Source organism: Dorea sp. YH-dor226, assembly GCF_039832105.1.
Lineage (GTDB): Bacteria > Bacillota > Clostridia > Lachnospirales > Lachnospiraceae > Dorea_A.
The window spans coordinates 105,733-124,845 of sequence record NZ_JBDOHS010000006.1; the positions used below are offsets into that span (position 1 = coordinate 105,733).

Genomic DNA, 19,113 nt, shown 5'->3' on the forward strand with positions numbered 1-19,113 from the left:
TCCTTTATCTTATATCATTCCCAGATGCTCCAGCAGGATCTTGCACCCCAGCAGGATCAATATCACACCTCCTGCAATCTCCGCTCTGGACTTATATCTTGTTCCGAATACATTGCCTATTTTAACACCTGCGGCGGATAAAGTAAATGTAATTACTCCAATAAAACAGACTGCCGGCACAATATTTACCTGCAGAAAGGCAAATGTCACACCGACTGCCAGTGCATCAATACTGGTAGCCACGGCAAGGCCCAGCATGGTCTTTACATCCAGAGAATCATCCGCCTCTTCACATTCATCACATACTCCAAGTGCTTCTCTCACCATATTGGCACCGATCAATCCCAGAAGAATGAACGCAATCCAGTGATCAATGGATGTAATGATATCCTTAAACTGTACGCCCAGGATAAAACCGATCAGCGGCATCAGTGCCTGAAAGCCTCCAAAATACACTCCCACCAATGCTGCTTTTGAAAATGTGCATTTCTTCATGGCCAGTCCCTTACAGACAGATACCGCAAATGCATCCATGGATAATCCTACTGCAATCAGAAATAATTCTACTAAATTCATAATTTCTCTCCTTTTCCAGACGTAAAAAAAGACCAATCCGTGCCATCTCTCAGACACGGATAAGTCTCATCATTTAAAGTAATGCCAGATGCATCATGCATCAGTATGTTGACAAAACTACGCGTGCGCGCCAACTACTCCCTTACCGTTGATGTTAATTATACGAATGAATCGGAAGGTTGTCAATCATTTTTCTAAATAAAACATTGACATTCTGTCCCTTTACGCAGCGTATTTTCTATTCTTCAAAAAACAGATCCCGTTAAGAATGCTTGATCGCAGTATTCAGATCCGTCTCCACCTCATCCAGTTCCGACAGGATCTCCTGATGCTGCTCTTCAAACAGAAGTCTTTTGTTATATTGATAATACTTTGCACAGTCATTTTCTTTCAAAAACCAAATGCTGTAACAGCTGGTATTAAGCTCTGTCACAAAGGATACCATCTCCTGACTGTCGCCAAATGCATCCTCCATAAAGTCAAATGCATGCTCCAGAGCCTGCATGGCCGCATCCACGGCAGATTCCCGTTCCTGCACTTTTCTTTGGAATTCTTCTTTTACCCGTGCAAATGCATCTTCTCCTGTCAGATGTTCTTTCCTCGTCAGCTGGTCATACTCTTCCAGTGTGTCCGTTACCCGTCTGCGGATCTGATCTTCCAGCTTTGTCATCTGCTCCGCTTTCCGAAGCTTCGCATAAGTATCTCTGGCATCGCTGACAACCGGCATAAGCTCAAGGCTTTCCCTGTACTTTCTCAGATACTCATACAGCATTGTCACATACTGATCCTCCAGATATGCTGCTTTGAAAAAAGATCCCAGCCTTCCGATGAGCATATTCACAACACTGAGTCTCTCGTCAAATGATGCATATCGAAGCTGTTCCAACGTATCCTTGCTGTAGCAGCCTTCCACAATTTTTTCCAGTCCGTAGTCTTTTTTATATTTTTCATATAATTCCAGATAATTTGCAAAATCCTTCGCAATCTTCCAGTGCTGGATATATTGATGTACCACTTCACGATCCGCCTTTTTCCCAAGGACTTCGTATGTTTTTAACAGCTGTGACAGGTCTTCCCATCCTCTTGCAGTCGCAAATACTTTTCCGTCTACCGTTGTTTCCATACGGTAAAAATGATCTTTTCGAAGTTCCAGATAGGCCAGAATTGCCGGATGAATCTCTGCCTGATAAGCATACTCTCTCCACACACCGTAATTTTCCTCCACATCGATCTTCCGGATTCGATCGAGGGTCACCACATCAAACTCCCGGACAGACTTGTTATATTCCGGAGGATTGCCTGCAGCAACGATGATCCATCCTTCCGGAACCTTCTGATTCCCAAACATCTTACACTGCAGAAACTGAAGCATCGTCGGAGCAAGTGTCTCCGATACACAGTTGATCTCATCCAGAAACAGGATTCCCTCCCTGACTCCTGTCTTCTCCATCTTTTCATACACAGAAGCAATGATCTCACTCATTGTATATTCTGTCACAGAACAGGTTTTTCCACCATAGCTCTTTTCCTGAATAAACGGTAATCCGATCGCACTCTGCCTCGTATGATGTGTGATCGTATAAGATACCAGACCGATTCCGCACTCTCTGGCAACCTGCTCCATAATCTGCGTCTTCCCGATTCCCGGAGGGCCCATCAGAAGAATCGGACGCTGCCGTATGGCCGGAATCATATAATCCCCGTACGCATCCTTTTTCAAATATGCTTCTATGGAATCCTGGATCTCCCGTTTCGCTCTCTTTATATCCATGACTCTTCTCCCTTCACATCCTGCTCTGTCTCTTCTGCCTCCAGTATGATCTTCATCGCCCAGGACGGCACATCCACATCTTCATAATCTTCTTCCATAAATACAAATGCAGTCTCATACGGCGGCATTTTCGCCGGATAGACGCCCCGACCGTCTGTAAAGTAGATCAGTCCTTTCAGCCGCTCAAATGCATGTGCTTCGATCAGTTGATCTACGTATGCAAATGCCGGTCGAAAGTCTGTCCCGCCTTCTCCCCGAAGTTCCAGATGTTCCATGTACTTCTCCAGTTCTTCTTTACAGGTGATTTTCTGATCAGTCTGAACCTGATCATCACACTGAATGACATGAATATTCACCTTATGAAAAAAGCTGTCATTTTCACTCAACACACCATACGTTTCCTCCAGGAACTTCTTCACCAGTTCCCCGGAACAGGACATAGAAGTATCGATCACAATCACAAATTCTTCCACCTTCTGAACTTCTTTCCATTCCTGCGGCTCGATCAGAGGCATATTTCCATACAGAGACAATCCATAACTGTAAAACACATAATCAAATGCATCCGGATCCACCGCCATCTCTTCCTTTAAAACTGCAAATTTTCTCAGAAACTGCCGATAATCGTATCTCTCCCTGTTCTCTACCCTGACCTGAGAAGCAAGATCACCGGAAGCAGACGAGGCCTCCTGTGAAAATGTCTCCATATCCGTTTCCATCTGCTCACTGATACTCTGCCATTGATTCTCAATCTGACTCTGCTTATTCTGTTCATCATCTTTTGGCCAGTAGCTGTGATCATCCATCCGGAATTCCTGTTCCAGCTTTCTCAGTTCCTGTTCATTCATCTTCCATTCTATGAGAGAACCATATACTTTTTCCGCAGTCAGTATCTTTCTCTCTTTTCCAAGCTTTCGATATGTTTCTCTGCGCAGCGGAGAACGGCTTTTCAGCAGACACCTGTGCTGCATGCTGTCAATGATGGATTCTGTCACAATATCACAGGAGAGGTCATACAAACGTTCCATTCGTCCGTTTCTCCGGATCATATGCCGGAAGATTCCATGCAGAACAAGATGCAGATAGCGTCTGTTCACTTCTGTTCTGTCCTCACGGTACAGTCCACCCAGATACTGTGGATGATAATACAGATACAGCCCGTCCGTCCCAAGCCCGTCTGCCCCGATATCCATTACAAATACAAGACTGCTCAGTGCCACATCCAGAAAGCGCATCTTCATATAGAGTTCATTTCTGGATACTGCCAGTATCTTTCGGCTTACTTCTTCCAGTTTTTCTTCTGTTGTCCTGTTATAATTCAAATCTCTTTTTCTCCTTCGGATACCGTTTATGTTTCTCATCCATAAGATAACTGAGGATCTCTGTTTTCTTCTCACCGGATGCTGCTTCGATCGCACTATCCATTGCATTCTCGGTCCAGTATCCTTCTTTTCCAAGAAACGCTAGCCCCGCAAATGCTTCTTTTGTGACCAGATACCTTCCAGCCTCTTCTGTATGCTCTTTCAGCCACAGCTGATAAGCCTTTTTCTCCTTTTCCCCAAGATCATATGGATACATCAGGCGATTCAGGACCAGCTCTGCTGTTGTCCGGATCTCCTCTTCCGCTATCGTATGAAATAACATCTCATCGTATTTTTTATAATCCAGTTCCCGATTATAAAAGCACTGGCGATAATATCCGCCGGCACCGTGATGATGTGTGACCAGAATTCTCGCCGGTGTATTTTCCACCGCTTCTTCATAATGTTCCGGAAACAGGATTCTTGCCTCTTCTCCTTCTTCATAATATAGAAGAATTGCCCGGATCTGATACCGCATCTCATCTACAATCGATTTCAGGCAGCTTTTTTTCCCGTGCAGAAAGTGAATCTCCACATTCGATATATGGCAGCCTGTAAGCGCCCCTCCTCCCATATCCAGAAGGCTGTCGGCAAGCGTTAACCCTGTAAGATGCCTGCATCGATAAAACGCATATCTTCCAATCTCCGTAATCTGAAGCGGGAGCCATACTTCTGTCAGTTCCTCCCCACAGATACGGTGCCGTTCCCGTGCATAATCCGCACTTTTCCCCAGCCAGATCTTATCTCCTTCATCCTCATGATCCATGGCAAATGTATAAGGAGCCAGCGCTGTGACCGGTTTTCCTTCGATCTCATCCGGCAGAATGACCTGTCCATCCGTTCCATAGCACCCGGTAATCATAATCCCATTTCCGATTGTCCGATAATGAATCTCCGGACAGATCAGTTCTTCCTGTTTGTTCCATATCCTGTCTTCCCGCATGTTCTGTCTGTCCTTCCTTAATAATATCCTTTCCACATATTCAGGTACATATGACAGTTCGTCTGAAGATTCAGCCACAGGCTTCGCATATGTCCCAGTCCCGGCGGATTGTCTGCCGCTGCCATCACATACGAAAGTCCCGCCCTTCTTGCATAATGATCTGCTTTTCGAAGATGCCACCCATTCGTTACGACTACACAGTCTTTCCATCCACAGTTTTTCATCATCCGCGCAGCATATTGAAGATTATGATAAGTACTGACAGCCTGTTTTTCCTCAAAAACACAAGTCTCCGATACTCCTTGCCCGACTGCATACTTCTTCATCACTTCTGCTTCCACATACTGGTTGTGCACGGCACCTCCCGACATGATCAGATATCTGACTTTTTTTTCTTTCCACAGTTCAATAGCCTTATCCACACGGCTTTTCATCATATCAGACGGTTCCCCGTCTTCCTCCGCACAATATCCACATACAACAGCACAATCATAATACTCCTGCTCCCATCGTTTTTTAGGAGCCCGAAACATCATACAGAACAGAAATATGTTTACAAGCATACATTCTGCTGCGATCCATCCAGGCACATTCGTTTTTTTCTTCATCTCATTATCCCTTCCCGTTCCAGAAATAATCTTTTTTCATTCTACTATGCCTTGCCGGAGATTTCAAGAAGTGCCGGGTGAAACTGCTCCTCAGGTCTTCGGTACTATTCTGTCCTCCGGTTTCATATAATAATAAAAATCCTTTTCCCCGGTGATCTATGCTTTCAAAAAAGAACTTCACCAAATGCATACTCCTCCTCTTTCTTTACATCTTCTGTTTTCTGGGCGGAAGATTTGCCGCATGCCTCTTTCCCTTATCTTCTTCTGAATCAGATTCTGCCGCATCGACTGCTTCTAATACATCTACATCCATCCTGGCAGAAACTGAAAACTGGGGGCTTAGTTTTCAGGAAGAGGGGCAGACGCCCGTTGCCAACGCAACCATGGAGGATCTTGAAAAACACCATGCATACTATGCAGAAGACACGAACAATAAGGTGATCTACCTGACCTTTGACTGTGGATATGAAAACGGAAACACAGAAGCAATCCTGGATGCTCTCAAAAAACATAATGCTCCTGCTACTTTCTTTGTGGTCGGCAATTTTCTGGAATCTGAACCGGATCTGATCAGAAGAATGGTCAAAGAAGGACATACCGTAGGCAACCATACCTATCATCATCCCGATATGACACAGATCTCCTCAGAGGAGGAGTTTCAGAAAGAATTAACTTCTGTAGAAGAACTTTATCAAAAAGTGACCGGAGAGTCCATGCCAAAGTATTACAGACCTCCCCAGGGAAAATACAGTGAGGACAATCTGGAAATGGCCGACAAACTCGGATACCGGACATTTTTCTGGAGTCTTGCATATGTAGACTGGTATGACGATGCACAGCCGACAAAAGAGGAAGCCTTCGAAAAGCTTCTGGGCCGGATTCATCCCGGTGCCATCGTATTACTTCATAATACTTCCCGCACCAACGCAGAGATCCTGGATGAACTGCTTGGGAAATGGGAAGATATGGGCTATACGTTTCTTCCGCTTTCCAATCTGTATGCGTCATAAATCATATAAAAAAGGATTGTTGCAACAATCCCTTTTTATTTTTTTCTATTCAACTGTAACTGATTTTGCAAGATTTCTCGGCTTATCTACATCACATCCGCGTCCCACAGCAATGTAATATGCAAACAGCTGCAGTGGAATGATTGCCAGTGAATTTGTAAAATACTTATTGGTCTCCGGAATATAGATTGCATAATCTGCGGCACGCTCAACATCTGTATTACCTTCCGTTGTTACTGCCATAACGAATGCACCCCTCGTACGCACTTCTTCCATATTACTGATCATCTTCTTATACAGATTTTTCTGTGTCAATACTGCAGCAACCAATGTTCCTTCTTCGATCAGAGAGATGGTTCCATGTTTCAATTCTCCGGCAGCATAAGCCTCTGAATGAATATAGGATATCTCTTTCAGCTTCAGAGATCCTTCCATCGAAATTGCATGATCAAGCCCGCGTCCAATAAAGAATACATCTTTTGCAGCCAGGTAACGGGTCGCAAACTTCTGTATATTGCCTTTATTATTCAGAAGCATCTCAACCTGGGCCGGAAGTGCTTTCAGATCCTCCAGCATATCCGCAAGCTCCGCGTCATTGATCTGACCTCTGACATGTGCAAACTTCATGGCCAGAAGATACATTGCAACAAGCTGAGCAGAATAAGCCTTGGTTGTTGCCACTGCAATCTCCGGTCCTGCCCATGTATACATCACATTATCAGCCTCTCTTGCGATAGAACTTCCCACTACATTCACCACGCCAAGCACTCTTGCTCCTCTTTTTTTAGACTCACGGAGCGCTGCAAGCGTATCTGCCGTCTCACCGGACTGACTGATCACGATCACCAGTGTATTTTCATCCAGGATTGGCTCCCGATAACGGAATTCTGACGCGATATCCACTTCTACCGGAATTCTTGCCATCTCTTCAAACACATACTTGCTGGTGTATCCTACATGAGAAGCCGATCCACAGGCAACTACCATGATCTTCTGGATCTTCTGAATCTCCTCATCCGTCATTCCCAGTTCATCAATCACAATCTTTCCCTCTTTCACTCTCGGAGAGAACGTATCTGTAATTGATTTCGGCTGCTCATACATCTCTTTCAGCATAAAATGTTCATATCCGCCTTTTTCAGCGGCGTTGACATCCCATTCAATTCTGGACATCTCTTTTTCAATCGGCTCTTCGTCTACATTGAAAAATTCCATGGAATTCTCAGTCATGCGGACAATTTCACCATTGTCAATGAATACGACATCTCTTGTATACTTCAAAACCGCAGGAACATCTGAAGCAAGAATACTTCCTCCATTAGTGCGTCCTACTATGAGAGGGCTGTCTTTTCTTACCGCATACAGCTCATCCGGATGATCCTGGAATATAATACCAAGTGCATAAGAACCTTCCATACGATGCATAATCTTGGTGACTGCCTGAAGCGGATTGCCGTTGTAATAATAATCCAGGAGATGAACAATGACTTCTGTATCTGTGTCTGACACAAACTCATATCCATGTGCAACCAGCTTCTTCTTAAGCTTCAGATAATTTTCAATAATTCCATTATGTACAACAACAATACTTTTGTCCTTATTAAAATGCGGATGTGCATTCACATCTGAAGGAGAGCCATGTGTTGCCCATCTGGTATGTCCGATTCCCAACGTTCCCGGAAGTGTCTCCCCATCATGCGTCATTTCACTTAATACTTTCAGTCTGCCTTTTGACTTCACCATATCTATCTGTTCGCCATTGTATACAGCAATTCCTGCGGAGTCATATCCTCTGTACTCTAACCTGGACAATCCATCCAGAAGAATTGGTGCCGCCTGCTGATTTCCAATGTATCCTACAATTCCACACATAATTATTTGCTCCTTACCTTTAAAATGTTGTACGATTTACCATTTTTTTTACATTATCATCCTGTATTGTATCAAACAATACCTTAAATGTAAAGAAAAAGAGGAATGTACCTTTTTCTACATTCCTCTTTGAATCTTTTTTAGTCCAGATCGATAATATCCATCTGGAAGGTATCATCCATCTCAGAATGACTCTTTCTTTTCTCCGGATGAGAACTTAACAGATCAGAAGTATCATCAATAAAATCATCACTTCCGTCAAATCCGATATCGTCAAAATCAGATTCTTCGTAATATCCCTCGAAATTATCAAAAGCCTCTTCATCCAGTGGTTCAAAAGCTTCAAAATCATCTTCGTCTTCGATTCGAACCTGCTTTACCGGCTTTCTGACAGCAGGTCCTTCCTGCTTTGCAGACTGGGATTGTTTCTTTCCTTTTTTCTCTCCCTTTTTAGAAGATTTCTTCTTTGCCGGTACCGGATCTTCAAAGTCATCCTCATCTTCTTCCTCTTCATCATCCAGATCGATTCCATATTCATCATACAGATCGTCCAGCTCCAGATTCCTGTGACGAAGCTTCACTGCAACAACAGTCAGAATGATCAGAAGGAACAGAATCAGCGCAGCAATCAGAATCACTGCAATATCCAGGAAATCCTCAATCAGACTTAATATCTTTCCCCAGATTCCCTTTGCTGCCTTCTTATTCGCAGCTGTGTCATCGACAGACTCTGTCTGCACATATCTCTGATATGTCTTATCCAGCGTATCATACTGGTACAGCACTTTCTGTCCATCTGTATTCAATGCATAGATCACGTAATACTCTGCGTTTTCCGTGTCCTGCCATGTGTCAAATTCTTTTCCGTTTAACGTAAGTGTTGTTTTCTGAAAACGTTCCGGAAGATTTACACTTCCATCATCTCTGAGCGGAATGATGTAGCGTCCGTTTGCAATCTCCACCTCTTCCATCGGTGTAAAGTTTCCTTTGTCTTCACTGTAAAGGAAAAAGTCTGCATCTCCTCCGTCTGCCGGTGTCAGATACATCGCAGATGTTCCACTTGCTTCCTGTGTGATCACCATGCAGGTCTCGCCTTCAAATTTCATCTCGCTTTTTACAAAGCCTTCCGGAATCAAGGCATCTGAGAAATCGTTGGTGATCACATACTGAGCTCCATCTACTTCTACCTGGATTCCATCTGTAACAGATGCTGTATCCTCTTCCTCAGTGATCAGAGAAGGATCCCCCGGTCCGATCGTAACTGCAGAACTTCCGGATGTGATCTCAAGCGCAGTTCCTGCCGAATCAATTCCCTCTGCGCCGGATACTTCAATCTTTGTATCTCCTTCCTGAAGTGCCTGAAACTTTATCGAAAAATCCAGAGTGGTGCTTTCCCCTGATCCTGTCAGTGTAATCGTTCCTTTTCCTCCGGAAGCGTTCTCTCCGCTGATGAATCTCAGCATACTGCTGTCATAAGTCAACGTGATTTCTACGTTATTCACTGTAGACGCCGAAGTCATCTGCGCCTTTACTTCAACCTCGGCACCGACCGTTGTTGACGGATCTGAAAAATGTATCTCAGCTGACGCCGCATTCGCAACCATTGACAATCCCGGACACAGCATACATACCATAACCAGTACGGCCATTATCCTTTTTATTTTTCTCATGTATCTTACCTCGTTTTTCTTCATACTCCGATTCACATACTACCCGACACAGATTTATCCCGTTTCCTATTCTGTGCCAACATCACCGCCGGTATCTCCTCCGGTTCCTGTTCCGCCACCGGTATCTCCTCCGGTTCCCGTTCCGCCGCCGGCATCTCCTCCGGTTCCTGTTCCGCCGCCGGTGTCTCCTCCGGTTCCCGTTCCGCCGCCGGTATCTCCTCCGGTTCCTGTTCCGCCGCCGGTTCCCGTTCCGGATGAATTACCTCCATATCCGTTTGAACCACCGGTTCCATAATCCGGATAAGACTCATCCGGCTGTTCCATGATACCCTGACTGGACTCATCCGCATCTGCTTCACGATCTCCGGCTTTTGCCACAATCTTACTGCTGATATTAGACACGTTCGAGGAAACACTGTAATTTTCTTCCGTTCCATATAAGAACTCATGGAGCTGCTCTACATTACTTTCCAGCGTAACCGGAATAACTACACTTCCCACATTACTCAACGTATCCGTTGTCTTGTCAAACGGGAATCCCGTCATCTCTCCAAGCTTATAATCAAATGCATCCGTCGCGTATTCCAGAATCTCTGTCAAAGTAAAGTTTGTAGATACTTCCGGAAATACTTTATCGATAATCTTATTCAGCTGCGACGGTGTAATATTCTGCAGCTTCTGCACCACCTTTGCAAGTACTTCCCGCTGTCTTTCTGCACGTCGGAAATCATCCCCCGCCGTATAACGGATTCTTGCATATGCAGTTGCCTGAATTCCATTCAATACCTGAGGTCCCGCTTCTGTTACACCGGGTGAACGCTTTCCTGTCACTTTCATAATCTCTGTAGCATAACCACAGATATACGAGATCTCTTCCTCCTGTACATCTATCTCAACTCCGCCTACTGCATCGATAATATCAATCAGTGAGTTGAAGTTCACCGTTACATAATGCTCAATATCCAGATCCAAATTCTTATTCAACATTGCAACCGCCGCTTCCGGTCCTCCGAATGCATAAGCCGCATTTGCTTTATTTAACGTACTGTCTTTCTGTTCCAGCAGTGTATCACGATAAACAGACACCACCCTGACTTCCATCGTCTCTTTATTCAGACTCGCAATCATAATCGTATCGCTTCGCGTGTCCTCTTCCAGCTGATTATCACGAGAATCCACACCAAAAAGCGCCACGTTCAGATATCCTGTTCCGCGTTCTTTTGCTTCCTCTGATACGTTTAATTCTTCCGTATCAAGCTTTACAGTATCTATCTTCGACAGCTTGCTGGCAACAATCACTGCACCTACTGCTGCAACTGTTACGAAAGTGCCTCCCAGAATCGCACCAATCTTCTTTCCCAGCGACCAAGCTGCAAAACCTCTTTTCTTTGTTCTGCGGCCACGTCTGTAATGTCTCTTCCTACCTGCCATTACTCTATGTCCTTTCTTGTCTCTTGTTGATAATATCTTAGACTATATTACCCTATTTTTCCTGAAACTTCAATCAAAAATCCCCGTCTTTCACCGGTTTTCCCAGTATGTTTTGCTCATAGAACAATATTTTACCAGCCACAGGGGCAATTTTCGATAATTCTGTCCCAGTTTATATCCCAGATATTTACACCCACTTTTATAGACAAGAACAGGAATCAGATGTATTTTTCGAGTTTTCACCAAATGTTTCACCGTCTGCTTTACAAGCCGTATGCCCTCGCTCTCCGAACGGATCTGTGCAAAGATCTCCGGATGATCCGCCTGTGAAACTGCCAGATCAAAATTCCTGTGAAACTGCTGCAGCCCTGAATAATTATGAGAATGAATCACCCGGGCTTCTGCCGTATATGCAATATAGTATCCATGCATGACCATCTGAGCAGCCATGATCATATCCTCATTAAAAATGGTTTTTTTAGTAAATCCTCCCATTTCCAGATATTTTTTCCTACTGTATGCTGCACACACATCAGAACAGAAGAAAGCTTTGATCCCCATCTCCGGAATATCTTCCTGCCCTTTGATTCTGCTTTCCTCCGGGTAATTAAACGTTCTTGTATATCGCTCAATATAATCACAGTCCTTTGCCGGCAACTGTCTTGCGTAGGATACTCCGATCATCTCCATTTCCCGAAGCGGCCTGGTCAGTTCTTCGATCAGTTTTCCGTCCGCCGGAACTGCATCCTGCGTCATAAATACCACAATATCTGCATCTGACATGCGGGCACCTTGATCGCGTGTTGCCCCGTGATCGAATTCTTCCGGCAGAATATGGGTGACAATCACCCCCGGAATCTGCTCAATCTCATCCGGGAACCGGTCAGACTTCGTATTAATTACATATATACGATGAATCGGATAGCTCTGTCTTCCAAGCCTCTTCAATATCTCTGTCAGTCTCCCGTCCGGCCGATAGGTCGGGATGATCACATCTACTTTCTTCTGATTATTCATCCTCTTTATTCATTCCTTTTCTTCTGTTAACATGTCCTACATACCAGTGCATCATTCCTGTCAGAGCCAGCCAGAACCACGTTGTCGGATTGCTGAACCACGTCGTAAAAAAAGCAAGTCCAAGATAGATGGCAATCTGCCCATAAAACAGATACGCCGTCGGATTTTTGCTGTTTTTCACCACATTCATCAGTATTTTTGCAACAATGCCTATCAGCATCGCAAAAAAGAATACTCCGAAAATGCCAAAATCATAATATGCATCATAAAACATGGTAAGTGTTGTCAGTTCCGGTTTCGTAAGGTAAATCTGTGTAATATTCACCTGAGGGATCACAAACTTGAGTCCTGTCAGCGCAAAAAACGGAAACAACATTTTAATGCCCCACGTATGCTCTGTCATCTGTTCTACCATACAGTTGAAATTTTCAAAATTATTCGCCACATACATATAAGGCTGTGTGATAAAGATCGGCATTTTTTCCCACTTCATCTCGAATATGCTGTTCAGATACGAAACATCATGATGCCGGAATACTGTCAGAATAACATAGACCGGAACCAAGGCAACGATCAGTATCACCATGGTACGAATCCTGATCTTTTTATTCACCATGATATAAGTTACCACGGCAAATCCAACAGCAAACAACAGCTGAAATCTCGACACACAGAGAAACGGAATCATAACAGCCGTCACATTGGCAGCCAGAAGTAACATCTTATTCCCAGCTGGTATCTTTGTACTGACCTTTATGTAAAGCACTGTAATTGCAGGGATCAGAATACAGCTTACCGTAAAATAATGAACACCTGAAACATGAAAATAAGAATAGGCGTGTGGTTCATCTGAAAACAGTGGAATAAAACCTACTTTCACTGCCTCGAACGCAAAACACAGAATGGAAGCTGCCATCAGGCCAATGATGCAGTGCAGCAGACGACGTGCCTGCTCCTCATCTTTTTCCAGCTCTTTTTCTTCGACTTTTTCATACTTCTGCCCCCACTCGTATCCTATGCCAAAACCGCCAAAGATCAGAAAGAAACACAACCAGGTCACATAATTCCAGTCTGCCTGAAGTTTGCTCAGCTGCAGGCATGCAATTCCCTGTCCGCCTACCCATGCCAGAGTAAACAATGCCCGAAGCTCTACCAGACTCCCGCTTTCCTTTACCCAGTGGACATAGAGGAACAGAGCTTCTGCCATCAGGACCAGGCCCGACAGATAATGCAGACCTGCAAGGGATGCAATATAGCTTGCAAAAAAAGTCAGCATATACGTTCCGTATTCCATAATAATGTTATTGCGTTCCCTCATTATGCACATCTCCTTCAAATGTTGTCTTTATAGCTTCCGAACCTTCTTCTATTCCTGTCAGATAGACAATATCATTATGAATCTGCCGGACTTTCTCAGATGGCTCATAATCAGTCTCACCAAACAGGTTCTGATGCAACTGTGTCACATTATTGTTCAGACTGATCGGCACTACATAAGCTCCTTCATGATTGCGCACATTATCATCCGTCGTTACCGCATACGGGAAGCCTGTCGTATCTACAATATTATAATCCAGAATATTGGCAGCAAAACCCAGCATATCCTTGATCGTCAGATTCGTCGATATCTGCGGAAAGACTTCATTTACTATCTGGTTCAGAGTCAGAATATCTGCCTTCTTGGCCTTCTCTGCAACTTTCTGAAGCACCACCCGCTGACGCTCCGTACGTTTAAAATCCATGCCCTCCGTGTAACGTATTCTCGCATATCCCACTGCATGAACGCCATCCAGAAGCTGTGTTCCCGCCTCTTCCGGAATCTTGATCATCTCTTTTCCCACAACCTGTGCAGTCTCAAATGCATATCCGTTACTGTAATAAGCTTCTTCCGCCGTCATATCCATCTCAATTCCGCCCAGCGCATCGATCACATCTACCAGCGCACTGAAATTAACGCTGATATAATTTTTGATATCCAGATCAAAATTCCGGTTTAGAAGGCTGATCGCCGCTTCCGGACCACCTTCATTGTATGCAGAATTCGCTTTTTCATAAGTCCCGTCTGACTGCTGCAAAAGGGTATCCCGATATACAGAAACAATCTTCACATCATTTGTCTCATTATTGATACTTGCAATCATGATACAGTCACTCTGGACTCCTCCGTCAAGCTCTCCGTTTCTGGAATCGAGTCCAAACAGTGCAATATTCGTATAAGGTCCGGTATCCCGATATGCTTCCAGCTTATCTTCATTCAATATATTGATATCCATTTTGTCAAGTTTAAAAAGTCCGTATGCAATGACACAGAGAACTGCCAGAATCAGGACCTCAGCAATTAATATCGCTGCTCTTTTCCGGCGTCTTCTGCGGATTTTTTTCCGGCGTTCTTCCCGTGCCTGTCTTTTGCTCATACGTTTCTTTCTGCTCATATTTATATCTCCTACATGTTAATAAGCATTTTTATTTACAAAACCTTTAAAAAATGTCAGGAATATAATCTTAAAATCAAATCCCAGTGTCCAGTTTTCAATATAATACAGATCATACTCGATTCGTTTTCTGATAGACGTATCTCCACGATATCCATTTACCTGTGCCCAGCCGGTAAGCCCCGGACGCACCTGATGCTTCACACGATATCTCGGGATCTCCTCACTGAACTTTTCCACAAACTGCGGACGTTCCGGACGAGGTCCGACCAGACTCATATCTCCTTTTAAGATATTGAACAGCTGTGGAAGTTCATCAATGCTCGTTTTACGAATAAACTTTCCGATCGGTGTAACCCGCGGATCATTCTTTGTTGTCCATCCCGCCTTCTCTTCCTTCGCTTCCTGAACGACCATCGACCGGAACTTGTACATATAGAAAGGCTTGTTCTGAAGTCCGATCCGCTCCTGCTTAAAGATCAGCGGACCGGGGGCTGTCACCTTAATGATCACAGCAGTCACTGCCATGATCGGTGAAAACAGCAGAATCGCAACAACGGCTCCAAATACATCCACACATCTTTTCATAAAAGAATTCAGCATGTTATTCAGAGGAACGTGACGGATGTTAATAACCGGCAGTCCAAGCAGATCTTCTGTATATGGTTTCGTCGGAATAATGTTATTGTAATCCGGAATAAACTTTGTATGCACACCGGATTTTTCACACATACTCACAATATGTTCCAGCTTATGATATTCAGCCAGCCCAAGCGTGATCGCAATCTCATCGAGACGGTTCTGTGGAAGGATGATCGTCAGATTCTCTGTCCGTCCCAGGACCTTGATTCCTCGATACTCCGTTCCTCTCGGCACGTTGTCTGCCAGAATTCCCCGGACGATATATCCCCACTCAGGATGTGATTTGATACGGTCAATGTACTGCTCCGCGGCACGGCTGTATCCGATCAGCAGGATGTGTTTCTGATTATAGCCCTGCATTCTCATATTTCTCAGAGCTTCACGGATAATGTTTCTTACCACTACTTCACAGAACAAATTCACACAGAAAAAGATAAAAATCATGGTTCTGGAAAAATCTGACTGCTTGGTCAGATACAGGATAAGTATAAATGCCATCAGGCCGATCGAATTGGCCTGCATGATATGCCATGCTTCCAGACGTCTGCCCTGGACACGCTTTGGTGTATACAGCTGAAATGCATAATACAGCACCAGATATCCCGGAACAATAAAGAGAAGAGCCTTGCAATATTCCTGCAAAGATAAAAACCACGGATCCAGTTCAAAGATCCCACTCTTGAATCTGAGATACCATGCAGCGATATATGAAAATATAATTACCATTGCGTCAATCACGACGTGAAGTCTGTTCAATAATTTCTGATTATCTTTAATCACCTTTTCCACCCGTTTTCAACAAAATATTCTGTCCTGTCTCTCAAAAAATCAAAACATTACACTTTATAATACAATACTTTATCAGAATCGACAACCCAAAGTCACCCTCTTTTTCTTAACATTTCATTAACACTTTTGAAACAATTGCGTTTTTTCCATACAAGTTACGGTAGCATATGCCCTCTTTCTTTGCTATAATAATACATATCAAATACGAAAACGGAGTAAATCATCATGAAAGTAACGATCGTAATTCCCAATTATAATGGAAAGCATTTCATGGAGCCCTGCCTTGCATCTCTGGAAAATCAGACATGCCGGAATTTCAGGATACTGGTTGTAGACAACGCTTCCACTGACGGAAGTATTGAATATATGAAAGAACATTATCCGGATATTGAAGTGATAGCTCTGGATAAAAATTACGGATTCAGCAAAGCGGTAAATGTAGGCATTCGTCACTCAGATACCCCCTATGTGATCCTTCTGAACAATGACACGACAGTTGACCCACATTATGTGGAAGAGATGGTCCTGGCGATCGAGAAGTCTCCTAAGATCTTCTCCGTCAGCAGCAAGATGATCCAGATGTATCATCCGGATCTGATCGACAGTGCAGGAGATCTCTACACACTGGTCGGCTGGGGCGTCTGCCGCGGAAACGGACGTCCGGTCAGCAATTATACAGAAGCAGATGAGATATTTACTGCCTGTGCAGGTGCTGCCATCTATCGCCGTAAAGTCTTTTCCAGAATCGGATATTTCGACGAAAACCATTTTGCATATCTGGAAGATATCGATATCGGTTATCGTGCAAAGATCTATGGCTACAGAAACATGTATTGTCCGACCGCTCTTGTCTACCATGTCGGAAGCGGAACCAGCGGATCCAAGTACAATTCGTTTAAGGTAAAGCTGTCTGCACGCAACAATATTTATCTGAATTATAAAAATATGCCCCTCGCACAGCTGATTCTGAACTTTGTTCCCCTGCTGCTGGGCTATCTGGTAAAATATCTGTTCTTCATAAAGAACGGATGGGGAGATGACTACAAAGAAGGAATCAAAGAAGGACTCGCGACTATGAAAAAGCAGAAAAAAGTAAAGTTTCGCATCCGCCATCTTTCAAACTATATTCAGATAGAAATAGAACTGATCATCCATACCTTCGCTTATGCAAAGGACTGGTTTACAAGAAAATTATTAAAACGTTAATCATCAAAACAGGGTGCTGTGAAAAACAGCACCCTGTTAATTCTCTACTGATATACCACTACCGTCGTTCCGACCGGTATATTGTCATAGATCCATTTTGCATTTTCTATTTTCAGTCTTACACATCCGTGAGACAGCGGCATTCCCACTCTACCGTCCATCAGTGTTCCATTCTTATTATAAAGAACGGAATGGAACAGATAATTGCCATAAAACTGTGTGTACCAGTAACATCTTGCAGCTCCGGAATCAAAATAATATCCCTTGCTTCCGACACGGAATGTACCCATCACAGTCGGAGTAGACGGTGCTCCGTCCGCACAATCCCAATACTGAACGTTCTCCCATTTTCCAACACTGCCTCTGAATACACCCACCTTATGAGTGCTTCTGTTTACCAGAATCAGATAAGGGGTAGAACTGGAATACATCTGAGCTTTCTGTGACATCGCTGCCAGATCCTGAAGGATCCACTTTCCACTGAGATCCAGCCAGTAGCCGTCAATGCTTCTGTTGCAGGCCATTGCTCCGTAAGGACCGCCGTGCGGATCATTTTCCTTATACATATAGTACCAGTTTCCGCCGATCTGCTTCCAGCCGGTCTGCATCGCTCCGCTTGCGTCAAAGTAATACCAGTAACTTCCGATTTTTACCCAGCCGGTCTGCATCGCCCCGCTGCTTCTGAAGTAATACCAGATGTTATTTAACTGTTTCCAGCCGCCATCAAACATCCGATCTTCATTTTCCGGATCCATATAATACCATTTTCCACCGGTTTTGATCCAGCCGGATGCTTTCTGTCCATCGGTTCCCAGGAAGTACCAGGCATCATCTTCCGGAAGCCAGCCGGTCTTCATAGAGCCACTACTGTTGAAATAATACAAAAGGCCATCGATTTCTTTCTGTTCTCCTTCGTACATGATTCCCGGATATAGATTTTCCTCTGAAACTGCAAGGAAGTAATATTTTTTGCCGCTGATTTCACACCAGCCTTCCTGTACCTTTGCGCCGGACTGTTTATAATAATACCAGCCTTCTTCCTTCTCAAGCCATCCGGTATACATTGCGCCACTGTCCGTGAAAAGATAAGCTTCGCCATCGATTACTCTTTCCTCACTCACTGCCATCAGTCCCGGGAACTCCGGACACTCTACGGCACTCTTAAAGTAATACCAGACATTTTTTATCTTGCTCCATTTCCCTTCTGCTTTTCGTCCGGAAGCGTCATAATAATACCAGCCTTCTTCCTTCTCAAGCCATCCGGTATAAGTCTTTCCGCTGTCCAGGAAACGATAGGTACTCCCATCAATCAGAATCTCACAATCAGCTGCCATTGCCCCGTCAGCTTCAGTAAAATAATAGCGGACTCCCTTAATCTCCAGCCACTCAGACTCTGCCTTCGCTCCGGAGCTCTTATAATAATACCAGGTTCCGTCTTTCTGGAACCATCCGGTCTGCATCATTCCCTTTTCATTGAAACGATAAGTCTCGCCACCAATCTCAGCTTCCCGGTCGGCAATCATTCTTCCCGGATATGCAGCATCTTCTGCATCCATATAATACCAATATCCATTGAGTTTCTTCCAGCCGGTTATCTGATTGCCATCTGCATCATAATAATACCAGCCTTCTTCTTTTTGCACCCATCCGGTTAACTTTTCCTCCGGTGCTGTTAACGTAGTTGCCTCATACACTACATTTTCTGCATGTGCCTCATAGGATGGGAACACCAGGCCCACACCCATAACGGCAGCAAGCAATATACCGATCTGATACTTTTTCACT

Annotated in this window: 15 protein-coding genes; 2 read left to right on the forward strand and 13 right to left on the reverse strand. The window is 44.2% G+C overall.

Annotated features, from left to right (window positions below; translation table 11 throughout):
- Positions 1–9 precede the first annotated feature (9 nt).
- The 5 genes from ABE547_RS07115 to ABE547_RS07135 all read right to left on the reverse strand — a co-directional run bounded on the left by ABE547_RS07115 (position 10) and on the right by ABE547_RS07135 (position 5,259).
- Positions 10–576 (reverse strand): manganese efflux pump MntP family protein, encoded by a 567-nt coding sequence (locus ABE547_RS07115; protein WP_347378115.1) that lies wholly within the window; start codon positions 574–576, stop codon positions 10–12.
- A 262-nt stretch (positions 577–838) separates the two neighbouring features.
- Positions 839–2,347 carry an AAA family ATPase gene (locus ABE547_RS07120; RefSeq protein ID WP_347378116.1) on the reverse strand — a complete coding sequence of 503 codons (1,509 nt, stop codon included), beginning with the start codon at positions 2,345–2,347 and terminating at the stop codon, positions 839–841.
- Positions 2,338–3,708, reverse strand: coding sequence for a VWA-like domain-containing protein (locus ABE547_RS07125; RefSeq protein ID WP_347378117.1), 1,371 nt, complete (start codon positions 3,706–3,708; stop codon positions 2,338–2,340). Before ABE547_RS07125 ends, ABE547_RS07120 begins: the two co-directional genes overlap by 10 nt.
- Positions 3,659–4,651 carry a leucine-rich repeat protein gene (locus ABE547_RS07130; RefSeq protein ID WP_347378118.1) on the reverse strand — a complete coding sequence of 331 codons (993 nt, stop codon included), beginning with the start codon at positions 4,649–4,651 and terminating at the stop codon, positions 3,659–3,661. The genes ABE547_RS07125 and ABE547_RS07130 overlap by 50 nt, the downstream gene beginning before the upstream one ends.
- 17 nt (positions 4,652–4,668) lie before the next feature.
- On the reverse strand, positions 4,669–5,259 hold the full coding sequence (locus ABE547_RS07135; RefSeq protein ID WP_347378119.1) for a YdcF family protein: 591 nt from the start codon (positions 5,257–5,259) through the stop codon (positions 4,669–4,671).
- 158 nt (positions 5,260–5,417) lie between these two features.
- Between ABE547_RS07135 and ABE547_RS07140 the strand changes: the two genes are divergently transcribed.
- Positions 5,418–6,269 (forward strand): polysaccharide deacetylase family protein, encoded by an 852-nt coding sequence (locus tag ABE547_RS07140; RefSeq protein WP_347378120.1) that lies wholly within the window; start codon positions 5,418–5,420, stop codon positions 6,267–6,269.
- Between the two features lie 45 nt (positions 6,270–6,314).
- Here the strand turns inward: ABE547_RS07140 and glmS are convergent, their stop codons facing one another.
- The 7 genes from glmS to ABE547_RS07175 all read right to left on the reverse strand — a co-directional run bounded on the left by glmS (position 6,315) and on the right by ABE547_RS07175 (position 16,113).
- A complete protein-coding gene (gene glmS / locus ABE547_RS07145) occupies positions 6,315–8,141 on the reverse strand; it encodes a glutamine--fructose-6-phosphate transaminase (isomerizing) (RefSeq protein ID WP_347378121.1) in 1,827 nt (608 codons plus the stop codon).
- Positions 8,142–8,281: 140 nt separating this feature from the next.
- Positions 8,282–9,811, reverse strand: a complete 1,530-nt coding sequence (locus ABE547_RS07150; RefSeq protein WP_347378122.1) for a cohesin domain-containing protein — start codon at positions 9,809–9,811, stop codon at positions 8,282–8,284.
- 66 nt (positions 9,812–9,877) lie between these two features.
- Positions 9,878–11,242: an LCP family protein gene (locus ABE547_RS07155; RefSeq protein WP_347378123.1), complete on the reverse strand. Its 1,365-nt coding sequence runs from the start codon at positions 11,240–11,242 to the stop codon at positions 9,878–9,880.
- 90 nt (positions 11,243–11,332) lie between these two features.
- Positions 11,333–12,259 carry a glycosyltransferase family 2 protein gene (locus ABE547_RS07160; RefSeq protein ID WP_347378124.1) on the reverse strand — a complete coding sequence of 309 codons (927 nt, stop codon included), beginning with the start codon at positions 12,257–12,259 and terminating at the stop codon, positions 11,333–11,335.
- Complete coding sequence (locus ABE547_RS07165; protein WP_347378125.1) at positions 12,252–13,577, reverse strand: O-antigen polymerase; 1,326 nt, start codon at positions 13,575–13,577, stop codon at positions 12,252–12,254. The genes ABE547_RS07160 and ABE547_RS07165 overlap by 8 nt, the downstream gene beginning before the upstream one ends.
- Positions 13,561–14,691, reverse strand: coding sequence for an LCP family protein (locus ABE547_RS07170; RefSeq protein WP_347378126.1), 1,131 nt, complete (start codon positions 14,689–14,691; stop codon positions 13,561–13,563). Before ABE547_RS07170 ends, ABE547_RS07165 begins: the two co-directional genes overlap by 17 nt.
- An 18-nt stretch (positions 14,692–14,709) precedes the next feature.
- On the reverse strand, positions 14,710–16,113 hold the full coding sequence (locus tag ABE547_RS07175) for an undecaprenyl-phosphate glucose phosphotransferase (RefSeq protein WP_347378127.1): 1,404 nt from the start codon (positions 16,111–16,113) through the stop codon (positions 14,710–14,712).
- 234 nt (positions 16,114–16,347) lie between these two features.
- Between ABE547_RS07175 and ABE547_RS07180 the strand changes: the two genes are divergently transcribed.
- Positions 16,348–17,328 (forward strand): glycosyltransferase family 2 protein, encoded by a 981-nt coding sequence (locus tag ABE547_RS07180; RefSeq protein ID WP_347378128.1) that lies wholly within the window; start codon positions 16,348–16,350, stop codon positions 17,326–17,328.
- Positions 17,329–17,372: 44 nt separating this feature from the next.
- On the opposite strand, the gene ABE547_RS07185 is transcribed toward ABE547_RS07180, so the two are convergent.
- Positions 17,373–19,112 carry a L,D-transpeptidase family protein gene (locus ABE547_RS07185; protein WP_347378129.1) on the reverse strand — a complete coding sequence of 580 codons (1,740 nt, stop codon included), beginning with the start codon at positions 19,110–19,112 and terminating at the stop codon, positions 17,373–17,375.
- Between the last annotated feature and the right edge of the window lies 1 nt (position 19,113).